General features: G+C 58.4%; 16 protein-coding genes. 7 read left to right on the forward strand and 9 right to left on the reverse strand.

Annotation, left to right across the window (positions count from 1 at the left end):
- Positions 1–24 precede the first annotated feature (24 nt).
- The 3 genes from prpC to ALO80_RS18105 form a co-directional block, all read right to left on the reverse strand.
- On the reverse strand, positions 25–1,152 hold the full coding sequence (prpC, locus tag ALO80_RS18095) for a bifunctional 2-methylcitrate synthase/citrate synthase (protein WP_055009997.1): 1,128 nt from the start codon (positions 1,150–1,152) through the stop codon (positions 25–27).
- A 132-nt stretch (positions 1,153–1,284) separates the two neighbouring features.
- Entirely contained in the window at positions 1,285–2,178 is an 894-nt protein-coding gene (gene prpB, locus ALO80_RS18100) for a methylisocitrate lyase (RefSeq protein ID WP_055009998.1), read from the reverse strand.
- The gene (locus ALO80_RS18105) at positions 2,175–2,882 is read right to left on the reverse strand and encodes a GntR family transcriptional regulator (RefSeq protein WP_055009999.1); all 708 of its coding nucleotides are present in this window, start codon (positions 2,880–2,882) and stop codon (positions 2,175–2,177) included. Before ALO80_RS18105 ends, prpB begins: the two co-directional genes overlap by 4 nt.
- A 299-nt stretch (positions 2,883–3,181) precedes the next feature.
- On the opposite strand from ALO80_RS18105, the gene rloA reads away from it, so the two are divergent.
- The 4 genes from rloA to pabB are packed head-to-tail and all read left to right on the forward strand — an operon-like array spanning position 3,182 to position 7,671.
- A complete protein-coding gene (gene rloA, locus ALO80_RS18110) occupies positions 3,182–3,718 on the forward strand; it encodes a retropepsin-like aspartic peptidase RloA (protein WP_055010000.1) in 537 nt (178 codons plus the stop codon).
- 4 nt (positions 3,719–3,722) lie between these two features.
- On the forward strand, positions 3,723–5,261 hold the full coding sequence (gene rloB, locus ALO80_RS18115) for an osmotic stress tolerance membrane protein RloB (RefSeq protein ID WP_055010001.1): 1,539 nt from the start codon (positions 3,723–3,725) through the stop codon (positions 5,259–5,261).
- The gene (locus tag ALO80_RS18120) at positions 5,258–6,328 is read left to right on the forward strand and encodes an alpha-L-glutamate ligase-like protein (protein ID WP_055010002.1); all 1,071 of its coding nucleotides are present in this window, start codon (positions 5,258–5,260) and stop codon (positions 6,326–6,328) included. Before rloB ends, ALO80_RS18120 begins: the two co-directional genes overlap by 4 nt.
- A complete protein-coding gene (gene pabB / locus ALO80_RS18125) occupies positions 6,328–7,671 on the forward strand; it encodes an aminodeoxychorismate synthase component I (RefSeq protein ID WP_055010003.1) in 1,344 nt (447 codons plus the stop codon). Before ALO80_RS18120 ends, pabB begins: the two co-directional genes overlap by 1 nt.
- A gap of 46 nt (positions 7,672–7,717) precedes the next feature.
- Here the strand turns inward: pabB and thrH are convergent, their stop codons facing one another.
- Positions 7,718–8,335, reverse strand: coding sequence for a bifunctional phosphoserine phosphatase/homoserine phosphotransferase ThrH (thrH, locus tag ALO80_RS18130; protein ID WP_055010004.1), 618 nt, complete (start codon positions 8,333–8,335; stop codon positions 7,718–7,720).
- Positions 8,336–8,474: 139 nt separating this feature from the next.
- Here thrH and ALO80_RS18135 point away from each other — a divergent pair, with 139 nt between their 5' ends.
- Positions 8,475–9,209: a phosphoadenylyl-sulfate reductase gene (locus tag ALO80_RS18135; protein WP_055010005.1), complete on the forward strand. Its 735-nt coding sequence runs from the start codon at positions 8,475–8,477 to the stop codon at positions 9,207–9,209.
- Between the two features lie 71 nt (positions 9,210–9,280).
- On the opposite strand, the gene cysB is transcribed toward ALO80_RS18135, so the two are convergent.
- The 4 genes from cysB to ALO80_RS18155 form a co-directional block, all read right to left on the reverse strand.
- On the reverse strand, positions 9,281–10,255 hold the full coding sequence (cysB, locus tag ALO80_RS18140) for an HTH-type transcriptional regulator CysB (RefSeq protein WP_055010006.1): 975 nt from the start codon (positions 10,253–10,255) through the stop codon (positions 9,281–9,283).
- Positions 10,256–10,414: 159 nt separating this feature from the next.
- Entirely contained in the window at positions 10,415–10,903 is a 489-nt protein-coding gene (locus ALO80_RS18145; protein WP_054985940.1) for a universal stress protein, read from the reverse strand.
- Between the two features lie 76 nt (positions 10,904–10,979).
- The gene (locus ALO80_RS18150) at positions 10,980–11,900 is read right to left on the reverse strand and encodes a 5'-nucleotidase (RefSeq protein WP_054985941.1); all 921 of its coding nucleotides are present in this window, start codon (positions 11,898–11,900) and stop codon (positions 10,980–10,982) included.
- 3 nt (positions 11,901–11,903) lie between these two features.
- Complete coding sequence (locus ALO80_RS18155; RefSeq protein ID WP_055010007.1) at positions 11,904–12,875, reverse strand: putative 2-dehydropantoate 2-reductase; 972 nt, start codon at positions 12,873–12,875, stop codon at positions 11,904–11,906.
- 242 nt (positions 12,876–13,117) lie between these two features.
- On the opposite strand from ALO80_RS18155, the gene ALO80_RS18160 reads away from it, so the two are divergent.
- Positions 13,118–14,194 carry a 3-deoxy-7-phosphoheptulonate synthase gene (locus ALO80_RS18160; protein ID WP_055006480.1) on the forward strand — a complete coding sequence of 359 codons (1,077 nt, stop codon included), beginning with the start codon at positions 13,118–13,120 and terminating at the stop codon, positions 14,192–14,194.
- Positions 14,195–14,279: 85 nt separating this feature from the next.
- Here the strand turns inward: ALO80_RS18160 and ALO80_RS18165 are convergent, their stop codons facing one another.
- Entirely contained in the window at positions 14,280–14,567 is a 288-nt protein-coding gene (locus ALO80_RS18165; RefSeq protein WP_003315710.1) for a GNAT family N-acetyltransferase, read from the reverse strand.
- Between the two features lie 472 nt (positions 14,568–15,039).
- On the opposite strand from ALO80_RS18165, the gene oprI reads away from it, so the two are divergent.
- Entirely contained in the window at positions 15,040–15,291 is a 252-nt protein-coding gene (gene oprI, locus ALO80_RS18170; RefSeq protein WP_002553018.1) for an outer membrane lipoprotei OprI, read from the forward strand.
- The last annotated feature ends 164 nt before the right edge of the window (positions 15,292–15,455 follow it).

The following is a 15,455-nucleotide window of genomic DNA, read 5'->3' on the forward strand; positions in this document are numbered from 1 at the left end:
GTTGGCGGCTCCCCTGCCCTCTTTTCAGCGCTGTTCGATGGGCACGAACGCGCGCTGTTCGACGCCGGTGTATTCAGCGCTCGGACGAATGATGCGATTGTTGGCGCGCTGTTCGAAGACGTGAGCGGCCCAGCCCGTCAGGCGTGAGCAGACGAAGATCGGAGTAAACAGCTTGGTCGGGATGCCCATGAAGTGGTACGCCGAGGCATGGTAGAAATCGGCGTTGGGGAATAGCTTCTTCTGCTCCCACATGACCTTGTCGATGGCTTGCGAGACAGGGAACAGCACGCTGTCGCCCACCTCGTCGGCAAGTTTCTTCGACCAGCCCTTGATGACCTCGTTGCGCGGGTCGGACTCCTTGTAGATCGCATGGCCGAAGCCCATGATCTTTTCCTTGCGCTCCAGCATCCCCAGCGTGCCCCGAGTGGCCTCCTCAGCCGACGCGAAGCGCTGAATCATCTCCATCGCGGCCTCATTGGCACCACCATGCAGCGGGCCTCGCAAGGTACCGATGGCTGCCGTGACGCAGGAATACAGGTCCGACAGGGTCGATGCGCAGACACGGGCGGTGAAGGTCGACGCATTGAATTCGTGCTCGGCGTAGAGGATCAGCGAGACATCCATCACCTTGCGGTGCAGTTCGCTGGGGGCCTTGTCGAGCAGCAGGTGCAGGAAATGCCCGCCGATGGAGTCTTCAGCCGTAGTACAGTCGATACGCTTGCCATCGTGACTGAAGCGATACCAGTAGCACATGATCGCCGGGAACGCTGCCAGCAGACGGTCGGTGGCGTCGCGCTGCTGATCGAAGCTACGTTCGGGCTCCAGCGTGCCGAGCATTGATGCACCGGTGCGCATGACGTCCATCGGGTGAGTGTCGGCGGGAATACGCTCCAGCACTTCCTTCAAGGCCTGGGGCAGATCACGCAGACTCTTGAGTTTGTCCATATAGGCAGACAATTCGGCCTGACTGGGCAGTTCGCCATAAAGCAGCAGATAGGCAACTTCTTCAAAGCGAGCCTCGGCGGCCAGATCACGCACGTCATAGCCGCGATAGGTCAGCCCGGCCCCGGCCATGCCCACGGTGGACAACGCCGTCTGCCCGGCAACCTGTCCGCGCAACCCGGCACCACTCAATACTTTTGCTTCAGCCATGGTTTTCTCCAATTTTGTTTTTTGGTGTTGGACTGACTCTGGCTATCGTGCCAACGCCTGAGCGCTCATCGGTGTACGCAAGCCCGCTTTATGATTCTGGCGAATGCCGTGGGAGCCCCGTTTCTGCGCCAATCAGCCCTTCTTCTGCGCAAAAAGCGCGTCCAGCTTCTGCTCGAACGTGTGGTAATCGATGGCCTCGTACAGTTCCATGCGTGTCTGCATGCTGTCGACGACGCTCTTCTGGCTGCCGTCGCGACGAATGGCGCCGTAGACATTTTCTGCAGCCTTGTTCATGGCCCGGAAGGCAGAAAGCGGGTAAAGCACCAGTGATACGTCGGCCTCACGCAACTCATCGACGGTAAACAGTGGCGTGGCGCCAAATTCAGTGATGTTGGCCAGGATCGGCACACCCGCGCGGTTGGCAAATTGCTTGTACATTGCCAGCTCAGTGATCGCCTCAGGGAACACCATGTCTGCACCTGCTTCGATACAGGCGGCAGCGCGTTCCAGCGCAGATTCCAGCCCCTCCACTGCCAGCGCGTCGGTGCGCGCCATGATCACGAAACTGTCGTCAGTTCGTGCATCCACGGCAGCCTTGATCCGGTCGACCATTTCCTGCTGCGAAACGATTTCCTTGTTCGGGCGATGTCCGCAGCGCTTGGCACCCACCTGATCTTCAATGTGAATCGCAGCCGCCCCGGCCTTGATCATCGAACGCACGGTGCGCGCCACATTGAAAGCCGAAGAACCGAAGCCGGTGTCGACATCTACCAGCAGCGGCAGGTCGCAGACATCGGTGATACGACGCACGTCGATCAGCACATCTTCAAGACCGGTAATTCCCAGGTCCGGAATCCCCAGCGATCCCGCCGCGACGCCGCCGCCAGACAGGTAAATGGCCTTGAAACCGGCACGTCTGGCGAGCAGCGCATGGTTGGCATTGATTGCGCCGACCACCTGCAACGGCTGTTCGCTGCCGACTGCATCGCGAAAACGCTGGCCGGGAGTGCTGTTGTTGTCGCTCATTGGTCACCTCGGTCGGGAGCGGCCTGATAATGGCGCTCGATGTTGCGTCTGGACGCGCCGATGTGCCGGCGCATCAACAATTCAGCCAGTTCGCCGTCACGATCGGCGATGGCGTCGAGAATTCGGTGGTGTTCGGCAAAAGCCTGACGAGGCCTGTTGGGCGTAGTGGAATACTGGATGCGGTACATGCGCACCAGTTGGTACAGCTCGCCGCACAGCATCTGGCTGAGGGTGCGATTGCCGCTGCCCTGGATGATCCGGTAATGGAAATCGAAATCGCCCTCCTGCTGGTAATAGCCGATACCCGCCTGAAACGCCGCATCGCGCTCGTGGGTATCGAGGACGCTGCGCAGTTCGTCGATCTCGGCCAGGGTCATGCGCTCGGCGGCCAGCCGACAGGCCATGCCTTCCAGCGACTCACGAATTTCATAAAGCTCGATCAGTTCTGCATGGCTGAGCGCAACCACACGTGCGCCGACATGCGGCACGCGAACGACCAGCCGCTGCCCCTCAAGACGATGAATCGCTTCACGCAGCGGCCCGCGGCTGATGCCGTAAGTGCGAGCCAGTTCCGGCTCGGAAATCTTGCTGCCGGGGGCAATCTCGCCTTTCACAATAGCGGACTGAATGCGCCGAAAAACGTTCTCGGAGAGCGTTTCCGACTCGTCGATGACCGGCACTGCTTTCTCGACCACGCCCAACATTGTCGACACCTGATGATTGAACAAGCGCAAATCTAGCCAGAAAAGGTTATTCAGTCAAAGTAAAATGAACCATTGTCGACAATCTGCTCATCAGGGTGTAGACCGGTGTTGATCGAGCAACCTGAACAGACATACAGGTTGATCACTGGCAGGGCCGAGCCTTCATGCTAGAATGCGTCGCGTCCGTACAGCGCGCTCCGCACCGGAGCAAGCGACTGCGAGCTGCCTGCCCCACTATCATCAGGTCAATTCCGTTTGCGCCCTGACCCTGAAGTTGTTCGCTCATCGCGCCAGGATTTATGAGACTGACTACCCTCCCCACACTGTTCTGCCTTCTGCTTTTGCCCGGCTTCAGCCTGGCCGCCAGCAAAACAGTCTATGGCCTCAACGAATACGCCAGGCTTGTCGAAATCGATGTCGAGATCGCTGCCAAACTCGACACGGGTGCCAAGACCGCCTCGCTAAGCGCCCGTGACATCAAACATTTCAAGCGCAATGGCGAAAGCTGGGTACGCTTTTATCTGGCCAGCGACAGCAAACACATTCACCCCATAGAACGCCCCCTGGCACGGGTCAGCAAGATCAAGCGTCGCGCGGACGATCTCGACCCGGATGACGACAACAGGTACTCGTCACGCCCGGTGATCAGCCTCGACCTGTGCATGGGCGAAGCGTTGCGCACCATTGAAGTGAACTTGACTGACCGAAGTGCTTTCCAATATCCGCTTTTGATCGGCTCCGAAGCCTTGAAACGCTTTGATGCGCTGGTCGATCCAAGTCTTAAATATGCGGCAGGGAAGCCCGGCTGCGCTTCCGTCGCTCAAAACGCAGAGTAAATCCATGCGCTCTCTTACACTCCATCTGAAAATCCTGATCACTGCCCTGGTGACCCTAGGCATCGCGATCACGGCTTATCAGATACTGGCGCTCGGCATACCCGTCACCGAAGACGAAACCGATGACCTGTGGAATATCGACGCCAAAGTCGAATTCATCGCCAATCCCAAGGATTCGGTGAAGGTCCAGATGTTCGTGCCGCCACTGGCCCACGACTACATCAGCCTCAATGAAAGTTTCATTTCGAATAATTACGGCGTCAGCGTCAATCGCGCCGACGGCAACCGCAAGGTCACGTGGTCGGCTCGTCGCGCCACCGGCAACCAGACGCTCTATTACCGCCTGGTGCTGACCAAACGCTACAGCGGTGAGAAACCCAAGGTCAAAGGGCCTATCTTTCGCGACAGCATGACCATCGAAGGCCCCGAAAAAATTGCGGCCGAGGCGCTGTTGGCCTCCATTCGCCAGCACTCTGCTGATGTGGAAACCTTCATTACCGAGGCCATCAAACGTGTCAACAACCTGAATGACGATAACGTCAAGCTGTTGCTGGCGGGCGATACCTCGGCCTCCAACAAGGCCCGGATCACCGAGCTGCTGCTGTCGATTGCCCACGTGCCGCTGGAGAAAGCCCATACCATTCGCCTGGAAGCCGAACAGCAGCAGGTGCCGGAACTCTGGCTGCGCAGCTTCAATGGCAAGGAATGGCTGTATTTCAACCCCGATACCGGTGAGGCCGGTCTGCCGGACGATCGACTGCTGTGGTGGACTGGCGAAGACAGCCTGGTGAGCGTCGAAGGCGGCAAGAAAGTACAGGTCACTTTCAGCCTCAATAACAGCGAGATGAACGCCATGCGTCTCGCCAAGCTGACCGACGCCAGCACCGACTCGGATTTCCTCGCCTATTCGTTGTACGGGCTGCCACTGCAAACCCAGCAGACCTTCATGGTCATGGTCATGATTCCGATTGGTGTACTGGTCATTCTGATCCTGCGCAACCTGATCGGTCTGCAGACACTGGGCACGTTTACTCCCGTGCTGATTGCTCTGGCATTCCGCGAAACACAACTGGGCTTCGGCATTATTCTGTTTACGGTGATCACGGCGCTTGGCTTGTCCCTGCGCTCTTATCTGGAGCACCTGAAACTGCAGATGCTGCCACGCCTGTCGGTTGTCCTGACCTTCGTCGTGGTGCTGATCGCGGCTATCAGCCTGTTCAGCCATAAGCTGGGGCTGGAGCGTGGCCTGTCGGTCGCATTGTTCCCGATGGTGATTCTGACCATGACCATCGAACGTCTGTCGATCACCTGGGAAGAGCGCGGCGGCAGTCATGCCATGAAAGTGGCCGTCGGTACGCTTTTCGCCGCATCGCTGGCACACCTGATCATGAGCGTCCCGGAGCTGACCTATTTCGTCTTCACGTTCCCGGCAGTGCTGTTGGTACTGGTCGGATTCATGCTGGCGATGGGTAGATACCGTGGCTATCGCCTGACCGAACTGATGCGTTTCAAGGCTTTTCTGAAAGAGGAAAAGGCTAAATGATCGGCTGGTGGAAGACCTGGAAGGCGCTCGAAGCCCGCGGCATCATGGGCATCAATCGGCGTAACGCCGACTATGTGCTCAAGTACAACAAGCGCAGCCTTTATCCGGTGGTCGATGACAAGATCATCACCAAGGAGCGCGCCATCGCGGCAGGCATTCATGTGCCGGAGATGTACGGGGTGATTTCCACGGAAAAGGAAATCGACCGGCTTGACGAGATCATTGGCGCGCACAACGACTTTGTGATCAAACCTGCCCAAGGCGCGGGCGGCGATGGCATTCTGGTCATCGCCGACCGTTTCGAGGAACGCTTTCGTACCGTCTCGGGACGCATCATCAGCCATTCGGAAATCGAGCATCAGGTGTCCAGCATCCTCACCGGCCTCTATTCGCTGGGCGGCCATCGTGACCGGGCGCTGATCGAGTACCGGGTCGTTCCGGACCCGATCTTCAAAAGCATCAGCTATGAAGGCGTGCCGGACATCCGCGTTATCGTGCTGATGGGCTATCCGGTGATGGCCATGCTGCGCCTTCCCACCCGACAGTCAGGCGGCAAGGCCAACCTGCACCAGGGCGCCATTGGCGTCGGTGTGGACCTGGCCACCGGCGTTACCCTGCAAGGCACCTGGCTGAACAACATCATCAGCAAGCATCCGGACACCACTCATTCGGTAGATGGCGTGCAATTGCCCAACTGGGACGGCTTCATGAAGCTCGCGGCCGAGTGTTACGAGCTGTGTGGCCTGGGCTACATCGGCGTCGACATGGTATTGGACCAGGACAAGGGCCCGCTGATTCTGGAACTCAATGCACGTCCCGGCCTGAACATTCAGATCGCCAACGACGACGGCCTTACCCACCGCACCCAGGCCGTCGAGGCGCGACTGGAACAACTGGCACTCGAGGGTCGCCAGGAATCTGCGCAGGAGCGAGTCGATTTTGTACAGGAACTGTTCGGCCACATGGCCGAGCGCGTGAGTTCTGCACAATCCCGTCAGGCCTCATTGAACGATTCGGCACCCGGAACACAACCACTGGCCGCGTACTCAAAAACCAAGCGTCGATAATGTCCATCTGCTCGATACATCCCCTGCCCTACAGCGCCGATCCCGCCTCTTTTTTCTCGCGAATTCGCGAAGCGCCAGGCGCCGTGCTGCTCGACAGCGGCAGACCGGCAGCCGGGCGCGGCCGATACGACCTGCTCAGCGCCTGGCCGCTGGAGGAACTGACGGTCGCGGACGGCGAGACCGGCACAGCCTACCTGCAGCGTTTGCGCGAGAGCCTGAAGATCCTGGGGCCTGCCAGCCTGCCTGAAGGTTGCGCGCTGCCGTTTGCAGGCGGGCTGATGGGTTATCTGAGCTACGAGTTCGGTCGACGTCTGGAACCGCTGCCGGATCGGGCCATCGACGACCTGCAACTGCCTGAGGCGTGCCTTGGACTCTATGCCTGGGCGCTGGTCAGCGATCATCAGGAACAGACCAGCCAGTTGATTGCCCATCCGGCGCTGGCCGAGACCGAACGTAAACGGCTGATTGAGCTGTTCTCTGTCGACATCACTCAGCCGCATACGGGCTTCAGCCTCAGCCAACCGTTCCAGGCCAGCATCAGTGGCGACGACTATCGACAGGCTTTCGAACGAATCCAGGCTTACATCCAGGCCGGAGACTGTTACCAGGTCAACTTTGCACAACGCTTTCAGGCACAGTACACCGGCGATCCGTGGGTAGCCTATTGTGCGCTGCGCGCAGCATGTCCGACCCCGTTTTCCGGCTACCTGAGCCTGCCGGGGCACGCTGCAATACTCAGCCTTTCTCCGGAGCGCTTTGTCCGGGTCAGCGCCAGACAGGTCGAAACACGGCCGATCAAAGGCACTCGACCGCGCAGCCCGAATGCCGCACAGGATGCCGCTTTCGCCAATGAACTGCTGGCCAGCGAGAAGGATCGCGCAGAAAACCTGATGATTGTCGACCTGCTGCGCAACGACCTGGGCCGCAGTTGCACGATCGGTTCGGTAAAGGTCCCCGAGCTGTTCAGCCTGGAAAGCTACCCCAATGTGCACCATCTGGTGAGCAGCGTGACCGGAGAGCTGGCCACCGGTCACGATGCGCTGAACCTGATTGCAGGCAGTTTCCCCGGCGGTTCCATCACCGGCGCGCCGAAGATCCGCGCCATGCAGATCATCGACGAACTCGAACCGACACGGCGCAGCCTGTACTGTGGATCGTTGATGTACCTCGACGTTCGCGGCGAAATGGACAGTTCGATCGCCATCCGCAGCCTGCTGGCCAAGGATGGGCACCTATCCTGTTGGGGCGGCGGCGGCATCGTGGCTGACTCGGACTGCGAAGCCGAATATCAGGAAACCTTCACCAAGGTCCGCGTGCTGCTGGAAACGCTTGAAGCGCTCTGAGATCCGGCGCGATATGCATGTCCAGCTCGCCTGCTCTGCGCTCAGCCTACATCACCAAATCCCGATTCGACGCCTTGATGAACTCTTCTTTCAGGCCATCGAAGGTGTGCACCGCCGGGAACTGCGGGAATTCGCGAATCACGTTATCAGGCGCATGGAACAGGATACCGGCGTCGGCCTCGCCCAGCATCGTGGTGTCGTTGTAGGAGTCGCCTGCAGCAATGATCCGATAGTAGAGGCTTTTGAACGCCAGTACCGACTGACGTTTGGGGTCTTTCTGGCGCAACTGGTAACCGACCACCCGGTCGGTTTCATCAGTGATCAGGCGATGGCACAGCAGGGTCGGGAACCCCAACTGACGCATCAGCGGCTGAGAAAACTCGTAGAACGTATCGGAAAGGATTACCACCTGAAAACGCTCGCGCAGCCAGTTGACGAATTCCTCGGCACCTTCCAGCGGCTTGAGGGTGGCGATCACTTCCTGGATGTCCGACAGCTTCAGACCGTGCTCATCCAGAATACGCAGGCGCTGCCTCATCAGGACATCGTAGTCTGGAACATCCCGAGTCGTGGCGCGCAGTGCATGGATACCGGTTTTTTCGGCAAAAGCGATCCAGATTTCCGGGACCAGCACTCCTTCCAGGTCCAGACAGGCAATTTCCACAGCACACTCCTCAAGGCCTTCACTGTCAACTGAAGCGGCACTCTAGCCTCTGGCAACGGCCACTGAACAGCGAATTTTGTTACCATTGCCGCTATCACGAGCGCCTAAGCGCCACCCTTGTATTCCAGGAAGCCGCCTGATGAGCCAACCTTTCGACGTCGCTGAACTGGCGACGACCTATGCGAACAAGTCTGCACAAGACATTCTGAAGCTCGCCTTTGAACACTTCGGCGACGACCTGTGGATCTCCTTCAGCGGTGCCGAAGACGTCGTTCTGGTCGACATGGCCTGGAAGCTGAACAAGAACGTCAAGGTGTTCAGCCTGGACACCGGTCGCCTGCACCCCGAGACCTATCGCTTTATTGAACAGGTCCGTGATCACTACAGTATCGAGATCGAAATCATCTCGCCGGACCAGCGTGCACTGGAACCTTTCGTCAAGGAAAAGGGCCTGTTCAGCTTTTATCGGGACGGCCATGGCGAATGTTGCGGCATCCGCAAGATCGAACCGCTGCGGCGCAAACTGTCTGGCGTCAGCGCCTGGGCCACCGGCCAGCGCCGCGATCAGAGCCCCGGCACCCGCAGCGCCGTTGCCGCACTGGAAATCGACAGCGCGTTTTCGAGCGCCGAACGCACGCTGTACAAATTCAATCCGCTGGCGCAGATGAGCAGCGAGGAAATCTGGGGTTATATCCGCATGCTGGAGTTACCTTACAACAGCCTGCACGAGCGCGGTTTCATCAGCATTGGCTGTGAACCCTGCACCCGTCCGGTATTGCCGAACCAGCATGAGCGCGAAGGTCGCTGGTGGTGGGAAGAAGCCACGCAGAAGGAATGCGGGCTGCATGCGGGCAATCTGATCGCTCGCAATTGACGTAGCAAGCTACAAGCTAGAGCCTTGCGTGCTTTTACTTGTAGCTTGCCGCCAAGCGCTTGCCGCTGCTACTAATGCACCGGCAACTCGACGTTGGCAAACAGCTCCTCCATTTCCTGTTTGTTGTGGCACTGAATCGCCTTGGCCATGACTTCGCGGGTCAGGTGCGGGGCGAATTTCTCGATGAAGTCGCACATGAAGCCGCGCAGAAAAGTGCCGCGACGGAACGCGATCCTGGTCACACTGGACTCGAACAGGTCGCTGGCGTCGAGCACCACCAGATCGCTGTCGACTTCTTCGTCAACCGCCATTCTCGCGACGATACCGACACCCAGATTCAGCCTGACGTAGGTCTTGATCACGTCGGCATCTGCAGCCGTGAACACGACCTTGGGCACCAGCCCCCGGTGGCTGAACGCCTCATCCAGCTTGGAACGGCCGGTAAAACCGAACACGTAAGTCACGATCGGGTATTCAGCCAGCAGCTCCAGGGTGAGTTTGGGTACCTTGGTCAGCGGATGGCCCTGCGGCACAACGACGCAACGGTTCCAGCGGTAGCACGGCATCATCACCAGATCACTGAACTGCTCGAGCGCTTCAGTGGCAATCGCGAAATCGACAGTCCCGTCAGCGGCCATTTCGGCGATCTGCATTGGCGAACCCTGATGCATGTGCAGCGCAACGTCAGGGTACTGCTTGATGAAATTACTGATGACCGACGGCAACGCATAGCGCGCCTGGGTGTGGGTGGTTGCGATCGACAGAGTACCCTTCTTCTCGTTGGAGAACTCCTGGGCAATCTGCTTGATGCTTTCGACCTTGCGCAGAATCTCGCCAGCGGTCGTGATGATGCGCTCGCCTGCAGGTGTCACACGTGTCAGGTGCTTGCCACTGCGGGCGAAAACCTCGACACCCAGCTCGTCTTCAAGCAGACGAATCTGCTTGCTGATGCCGGGCTGGGAGGTATACAGGCTCTGGGCCGTCGCAGAAACGTTGAGGTCGTGGTGCGCCACTTCCCAAATGTAGCGCAGTTGTTGGAGCTTCATATGTATCCCTCAAAGCAGATAAACCCTATGGGTATCAGCGACGGTATATAACTGGATTAATGGTGAGGCGAATAATTCTAGAACTTTTTATCACCTTTGTAAGGTGATCGCACGCTCGATTTCACTAAAACCACCAATTGGACCTTCCTCTCCTTACCCTCACCCCTTTTTCAACATCATCGGAACCATGTAGACCGGCACATCGGAAAATTGCAGAACCCTTTCGGCGGTGCGACCTATCGAGGTGCCATCTTCTATCCGGCGGCTGTGGCTGCCCACCACCAGCAAATCCACCTCCAGCTTGTGCGCCTGTTCAAGGATCACAGTGGCAGGCTCTCCCTGAACGACACGTACCGTGCGGATCAGGGAGAGGTCCGCGTGGCCTTCCCCCAACTCTTCACGAAACCCGTCGAGCATTCGCTGCTCTATTCCCGCCATGAACGCACTTACACCCTTGCCGCGGAGTTCTTTCAATGCATCCTCGCCCAGATGGCTCTGCAGCACCGACTCGGCAAACAGGCCCATTGGCTCTACCACATGAATAACGTAAAGCCCGGCGTTGAACGTTCGAGCCAGCGCCAGCGCGTGCTGCGTTACATAAGGCGCGTACAGACCGAGGTCTGTGGCGTACAGCATCGAACGAACCATACAACCTCCCGAACAACCGGAATGGCGGAGATTGAATCAGCGTAGCAGCGCATCATCGGCTGCGACGAAGGACTTCTCAGCCCCCGTCGGCCAGCGGCGTTATTTCATTGCTTATGCCATGCGGAACATGTCCGGTTGCCACCACGTCACGGGCCTTTTCGCAGTGCCCGGGCTGATCGTCGAAAAACACATCGGCGGCAAACGCCTCAAGGAAGGCCGATTTCTGCAGGCCGCCGAGAAACAGCGACTCGTCGAGGCGAATGTCCCATTCGCGCAAGGTACGGATCACCCGCTCATGGGCAGGTGCCGAGCGAGCTGTGACCAGTGCGGTACGAATCGGGCAACTTGCGTCGGGAAACTCGCGCTGCAATTGATTGAGCGCGGCGAGAAAAGGTTTGAAGGGGCCGCCGCGCAGTGGCTCACGGGCCGATTCACGCTCACTGGCCTGAAAGGCAGCCAGGCCACCGCTCTGATAAACCCGCTCGGACTCGTCGGAAAACAACACGGCGTCGCCGTCGAACGCAATGCGCAACTCGGCACTCGCTGCACGTCGTGCACCGCCTGAAAGAATGGTCGCCGCAGCAAACCCCGCATCCAGCGCGCTGCGTACATCCTCGGCATGGGTCGACAGAAACAGGTGGCAGCCAAACGCCGCAAGGTAAGGATACGGGCTGCGTCCGCCGGCAAATGCGGCACGGCTGATGTCGAGCCCATAGTGCTGAATGGAATTGAACACCCGCAGGCCGGTATCCGCGCTGTTGCGCGACACCAGCACCACTTCGACATGCGCCTTGTCCAGGCTGGCATTTAGGCTCAGCAGCTTTTCTACCAGCGCAAAGGCATCGCCCTGCTCGAGAATCTCGTCCTCATGTTCAATCTGGTACTTGCGGTAGGCCTCGACGCCATCGGCCATATACACCTCATGGCTGTCACGCAGATCGAACAGTGCTCGCGATGAAATCGCCAGCACCAGTTTATGGCCATCAGCCTCTGTCATGAATCACTCCTCGTTTGCCGGACGGTTGCCGCGATCGATGAACGCCAGCGCCTGATAAAGCGCCCGGACGCGAGGCATGTCAAACCCCGCGGCAAGCGCTGCGGTGAGGGGGCGAGCATAAATGGCGTCCAGCTCCAGCGGTCGTTTCTCGACCAGGTCGTGGTACATGCTCGGCCTGTAATCCGGCATGCCTTGGGTCACTGCGAGCAAATGCTCTGCGAAACCGGGTGGCAAGGCGTGGCCACAGGCCTCGGCACCCTGTACTACTTCGTCCATCAGCGCCCGCAGCAATGCCTGACTGTCAGGATCCGCCATCAATTGGCTCGTCCCCGCCTGCAACAGTGCCGAAAGACCATTGTAAGGTACGTTCCAGACCAGCTTCTGCCAGCGGGCCTGCGGCAGGCTGGCCATGACCGGAGCGTCGATGCCGGCAGTCTTGAACAGGGCAGCACAGGCCTCCACAATCGCCATGCGACTTGCCTCGTCGACTGCCGGGCCACTGTGATAGCCAACGCTGACCGCGCCGAAAGCCTGGTGGGCAATGACGCCAGGCGCCACCCGGTTGACGCAGACGAAACACAGCCCTCCCACTATATGCACGCTGTCAGGCAAGACCTTGCGCAGCTGGTCTTCGACGGCCAGGCCGTTCTGCAACAGCAACACTGTGGCGTTCGGCGCGGCTACCTGGCTGATGATCGGACCCAGCGCGGCATTGCCGGTGCTCTTGGTGCCGACCAGCAACCAGTCGCAAGGCGGCATGTCAGCCGCCGAGCAATAGGCTTGAACCGGCTTGAGATGCAGCTCGCCATGCATGGCGCTATTGACCAGCAGACCCTGACGCGCGACCGTTTCAAACTCGCTGCGCAGCAGAAAGTGCACGTCGTATCCGGCACGCGCCAGCATCAATCCGTAAAAACCACCAATGGCACCGGTACCTATGATGCCGACACGTGGGCGGCGGGACTCAACACTCATGAGCTCTCCCTTTGGCTGTCTCGGTAATGGGTCTTACACTATCCGTTGCAGCGGTTTGTCTTGCAATACGGCAGCGCAACTCGGCGGACAGCCGTGCGGAACACGCCCGATACCTCGTTTACTTATTGTCGAACAGCGCGATAACGCGCTAAGGTTCGGCTCCCCGCTGCGCTCAAACCTGCTGGGCACCGCCGCACGGGGTACCGTTGGCGGCCAGTACCCGCGACCTGATGAGTAACACGATGGCTGATTTACCGATTGACGACCTCAACGTTGCCTCCAACGAGACTCTGATCACCCCGGATCAGCTCAAGCGCGACATCCCGCTGACCGACGCTGCCCTGCACACTGTCAGTCAGGGACGCGAAGTGATTCGCAACATCCTCGATGGCAATGACCACCGCCTGTTCATCGTGATCGGCCCCTGCTCGATCCATGATTTGAAGGCAGCCAAGGAGTACGCCGAGCGCCTCAAGGCATTGGCGGCGGAAGTCTCCGACACGCTGTATCTGGTGATGCGCGTCTATTTCGAGAAGCCTCGCACCACAGTGGGCTGGAAAGGCCTGATCAACGATCCGTACCTGGATGACTCGTTCAAGATCCAGGATGGCCTGCACATCGGTCGCCAGCTGCTGCTGGATCTGGCTGAGATGGGTCTGCCGACTGCCACCGAAGCACTGGACCCGATCTCCCCGCAGTATTTGCAGGACCTGATCAGCTGGTCGGCCATCGGCGCACGCACCACCGAATCCCAGACTCACCGGGAGATGGCCTCCGGCCTGTCTTCGGCAGTCGGCTTCAAGAACGGTACGGACGGCGGCCTGACCGTTGCCATCAACGCCTTGCAATCGGTCTCGAGCCCGCATCGTTTCCTGGGGATCAACCAGGAAGGCGGCGTGTCGATCGTGACCACCAAGGGCAACGCCTATGGTCATGTCGTGCTGCGCGGCGGCAATGGCAAGCCCAACTATGACTCGGTCAGCGTTGCGCTCTGCGAACAGGCCCTGAACAAGTCCGGCATCCGCCCGAACATCATGGTCGACTGCAGCCACGCCAACTCCAACAAGGACCCGGCCCTGCAACCGCTGGTGATGGAAAACGTTGCCAACCAGATTCTTGAAGGCAATGAGTCCATTATCGGCCTGATGGTTGAGAGTCATTTGAACTGGGGCTGCCAGGCTATTCCGAAAGACCTGTCGGAATTGCAATACGGCGTATCCATTACCGATGCCTGCATCGATTGGGCAAGCACTGAAAAAACCCTGCGCAGCATGCACGCTAAACTCAAGGGTGTACTGCCCGCTCGCAAGCGCAAGTAACTGGCTGACTGATTAACCTGCAACAACGAAAACGCCGAGCATATGCTCGGCGTTTTTCATGTTGACGGTCAGTAAGCTCGATGCATCAGAGCTTGGCCGCCTGCGACTGCAAGTCATGCAGTTCCATATAACGCTCGACATAAGAACAGGACGGTATGACGGAATAGCCCATGCTATCGGCATAGTCCAGAGCCTCTTTGGTCAGGGCAGCGGCAATACCGCGACCTCGCAAGGCGTCTGGCACGAATGTCCGGTAGAAATCCAGCGTCTGCTTGCCGAGATCCATGTACGTCAGATAGGCACGATGGCCGTCGATAATGATTTCGAAATGGTGGCCGACTTCGTCATGGTGGATGGACAACGCCTCGCTCATCGCTACTCCTCGCGGGTCTTGGAATTTGACCCCTACCTTACCGGTCTTTTTCAGGCGAAGGAACATCTACGCCACCCAGTGCCTGTTTTCGACACCGGTAAGAGCATTGCCGATCTCGATGCACATCACAGTGAGATAGTAGGCACCATTGCTGACTATGCTCAAGCGCAGTCAGAGTAAAAACACCCGGAAATGTTCACGCACCGACCGACAGTCAAACCTGTCAGGTTTTTGCAGGTGTGCGAGCGAGTTCTTCGGAACGCTCGATGCGGACAGTGGTCCAGTGAAAGTGGATAGTTTTTGTACAGAACGCTTGAGAAGTAACGCGGAACGCTTTCAAAGCGGGGAATTTTAGCAGCTTCTTGCGCTGGGTCCGTTTACTTACTACAAACAATGGGTACTATGTACGCCGGTCGTTTTCTCATTTTCGAGAGATGACTAATTTGAACAAAATTCCTTGAAGGTGAACACGATGAACAACGTTCTGAAATTCTCTGCTCTGGCTCTGGCCGCAGTTCTGGCTACCGGTTGCAGCAGCGTATCCAAAGAAACCGAAGCTCGTCTGACAGCTACCGAAGACGCAGCAGCTCGTTCGCAAGCACGTGCCGACGAAGCCTACCGCAAGGCTGACGAAGCTCTGGCTGCTGCTCAAAAAGCTCAGCAAACTGCTGACGAAGCCAACGAGCGCGCTCTGCGCATGTTGGACAAAGCCAGCCGCAAGTAATAATCCCTCCGGATTATTGAAAGCCGATCCGGTAACGGGTCGGCTTTTTTTTGCCTGTTGTCTGGCGGGGTGATTGCGTGCAAAAGTCTGAATGACTGTTCTGCTGCGTCGCGCGACGGTTCTGTGATGTCAGGTGGGTTGGGATTCGACTCAGATTCTCGTTC

Source organism: Pseudomonas caricapapayae, assembly GCF_001400735.1.
Lineage (GTDB): Bacteria > Pseudomonadota > Gammaproteobacteria > Pseudomonadales > Pseudomonadaceae > Aquipseudomonas > Aquipseudomonas caricapapayae.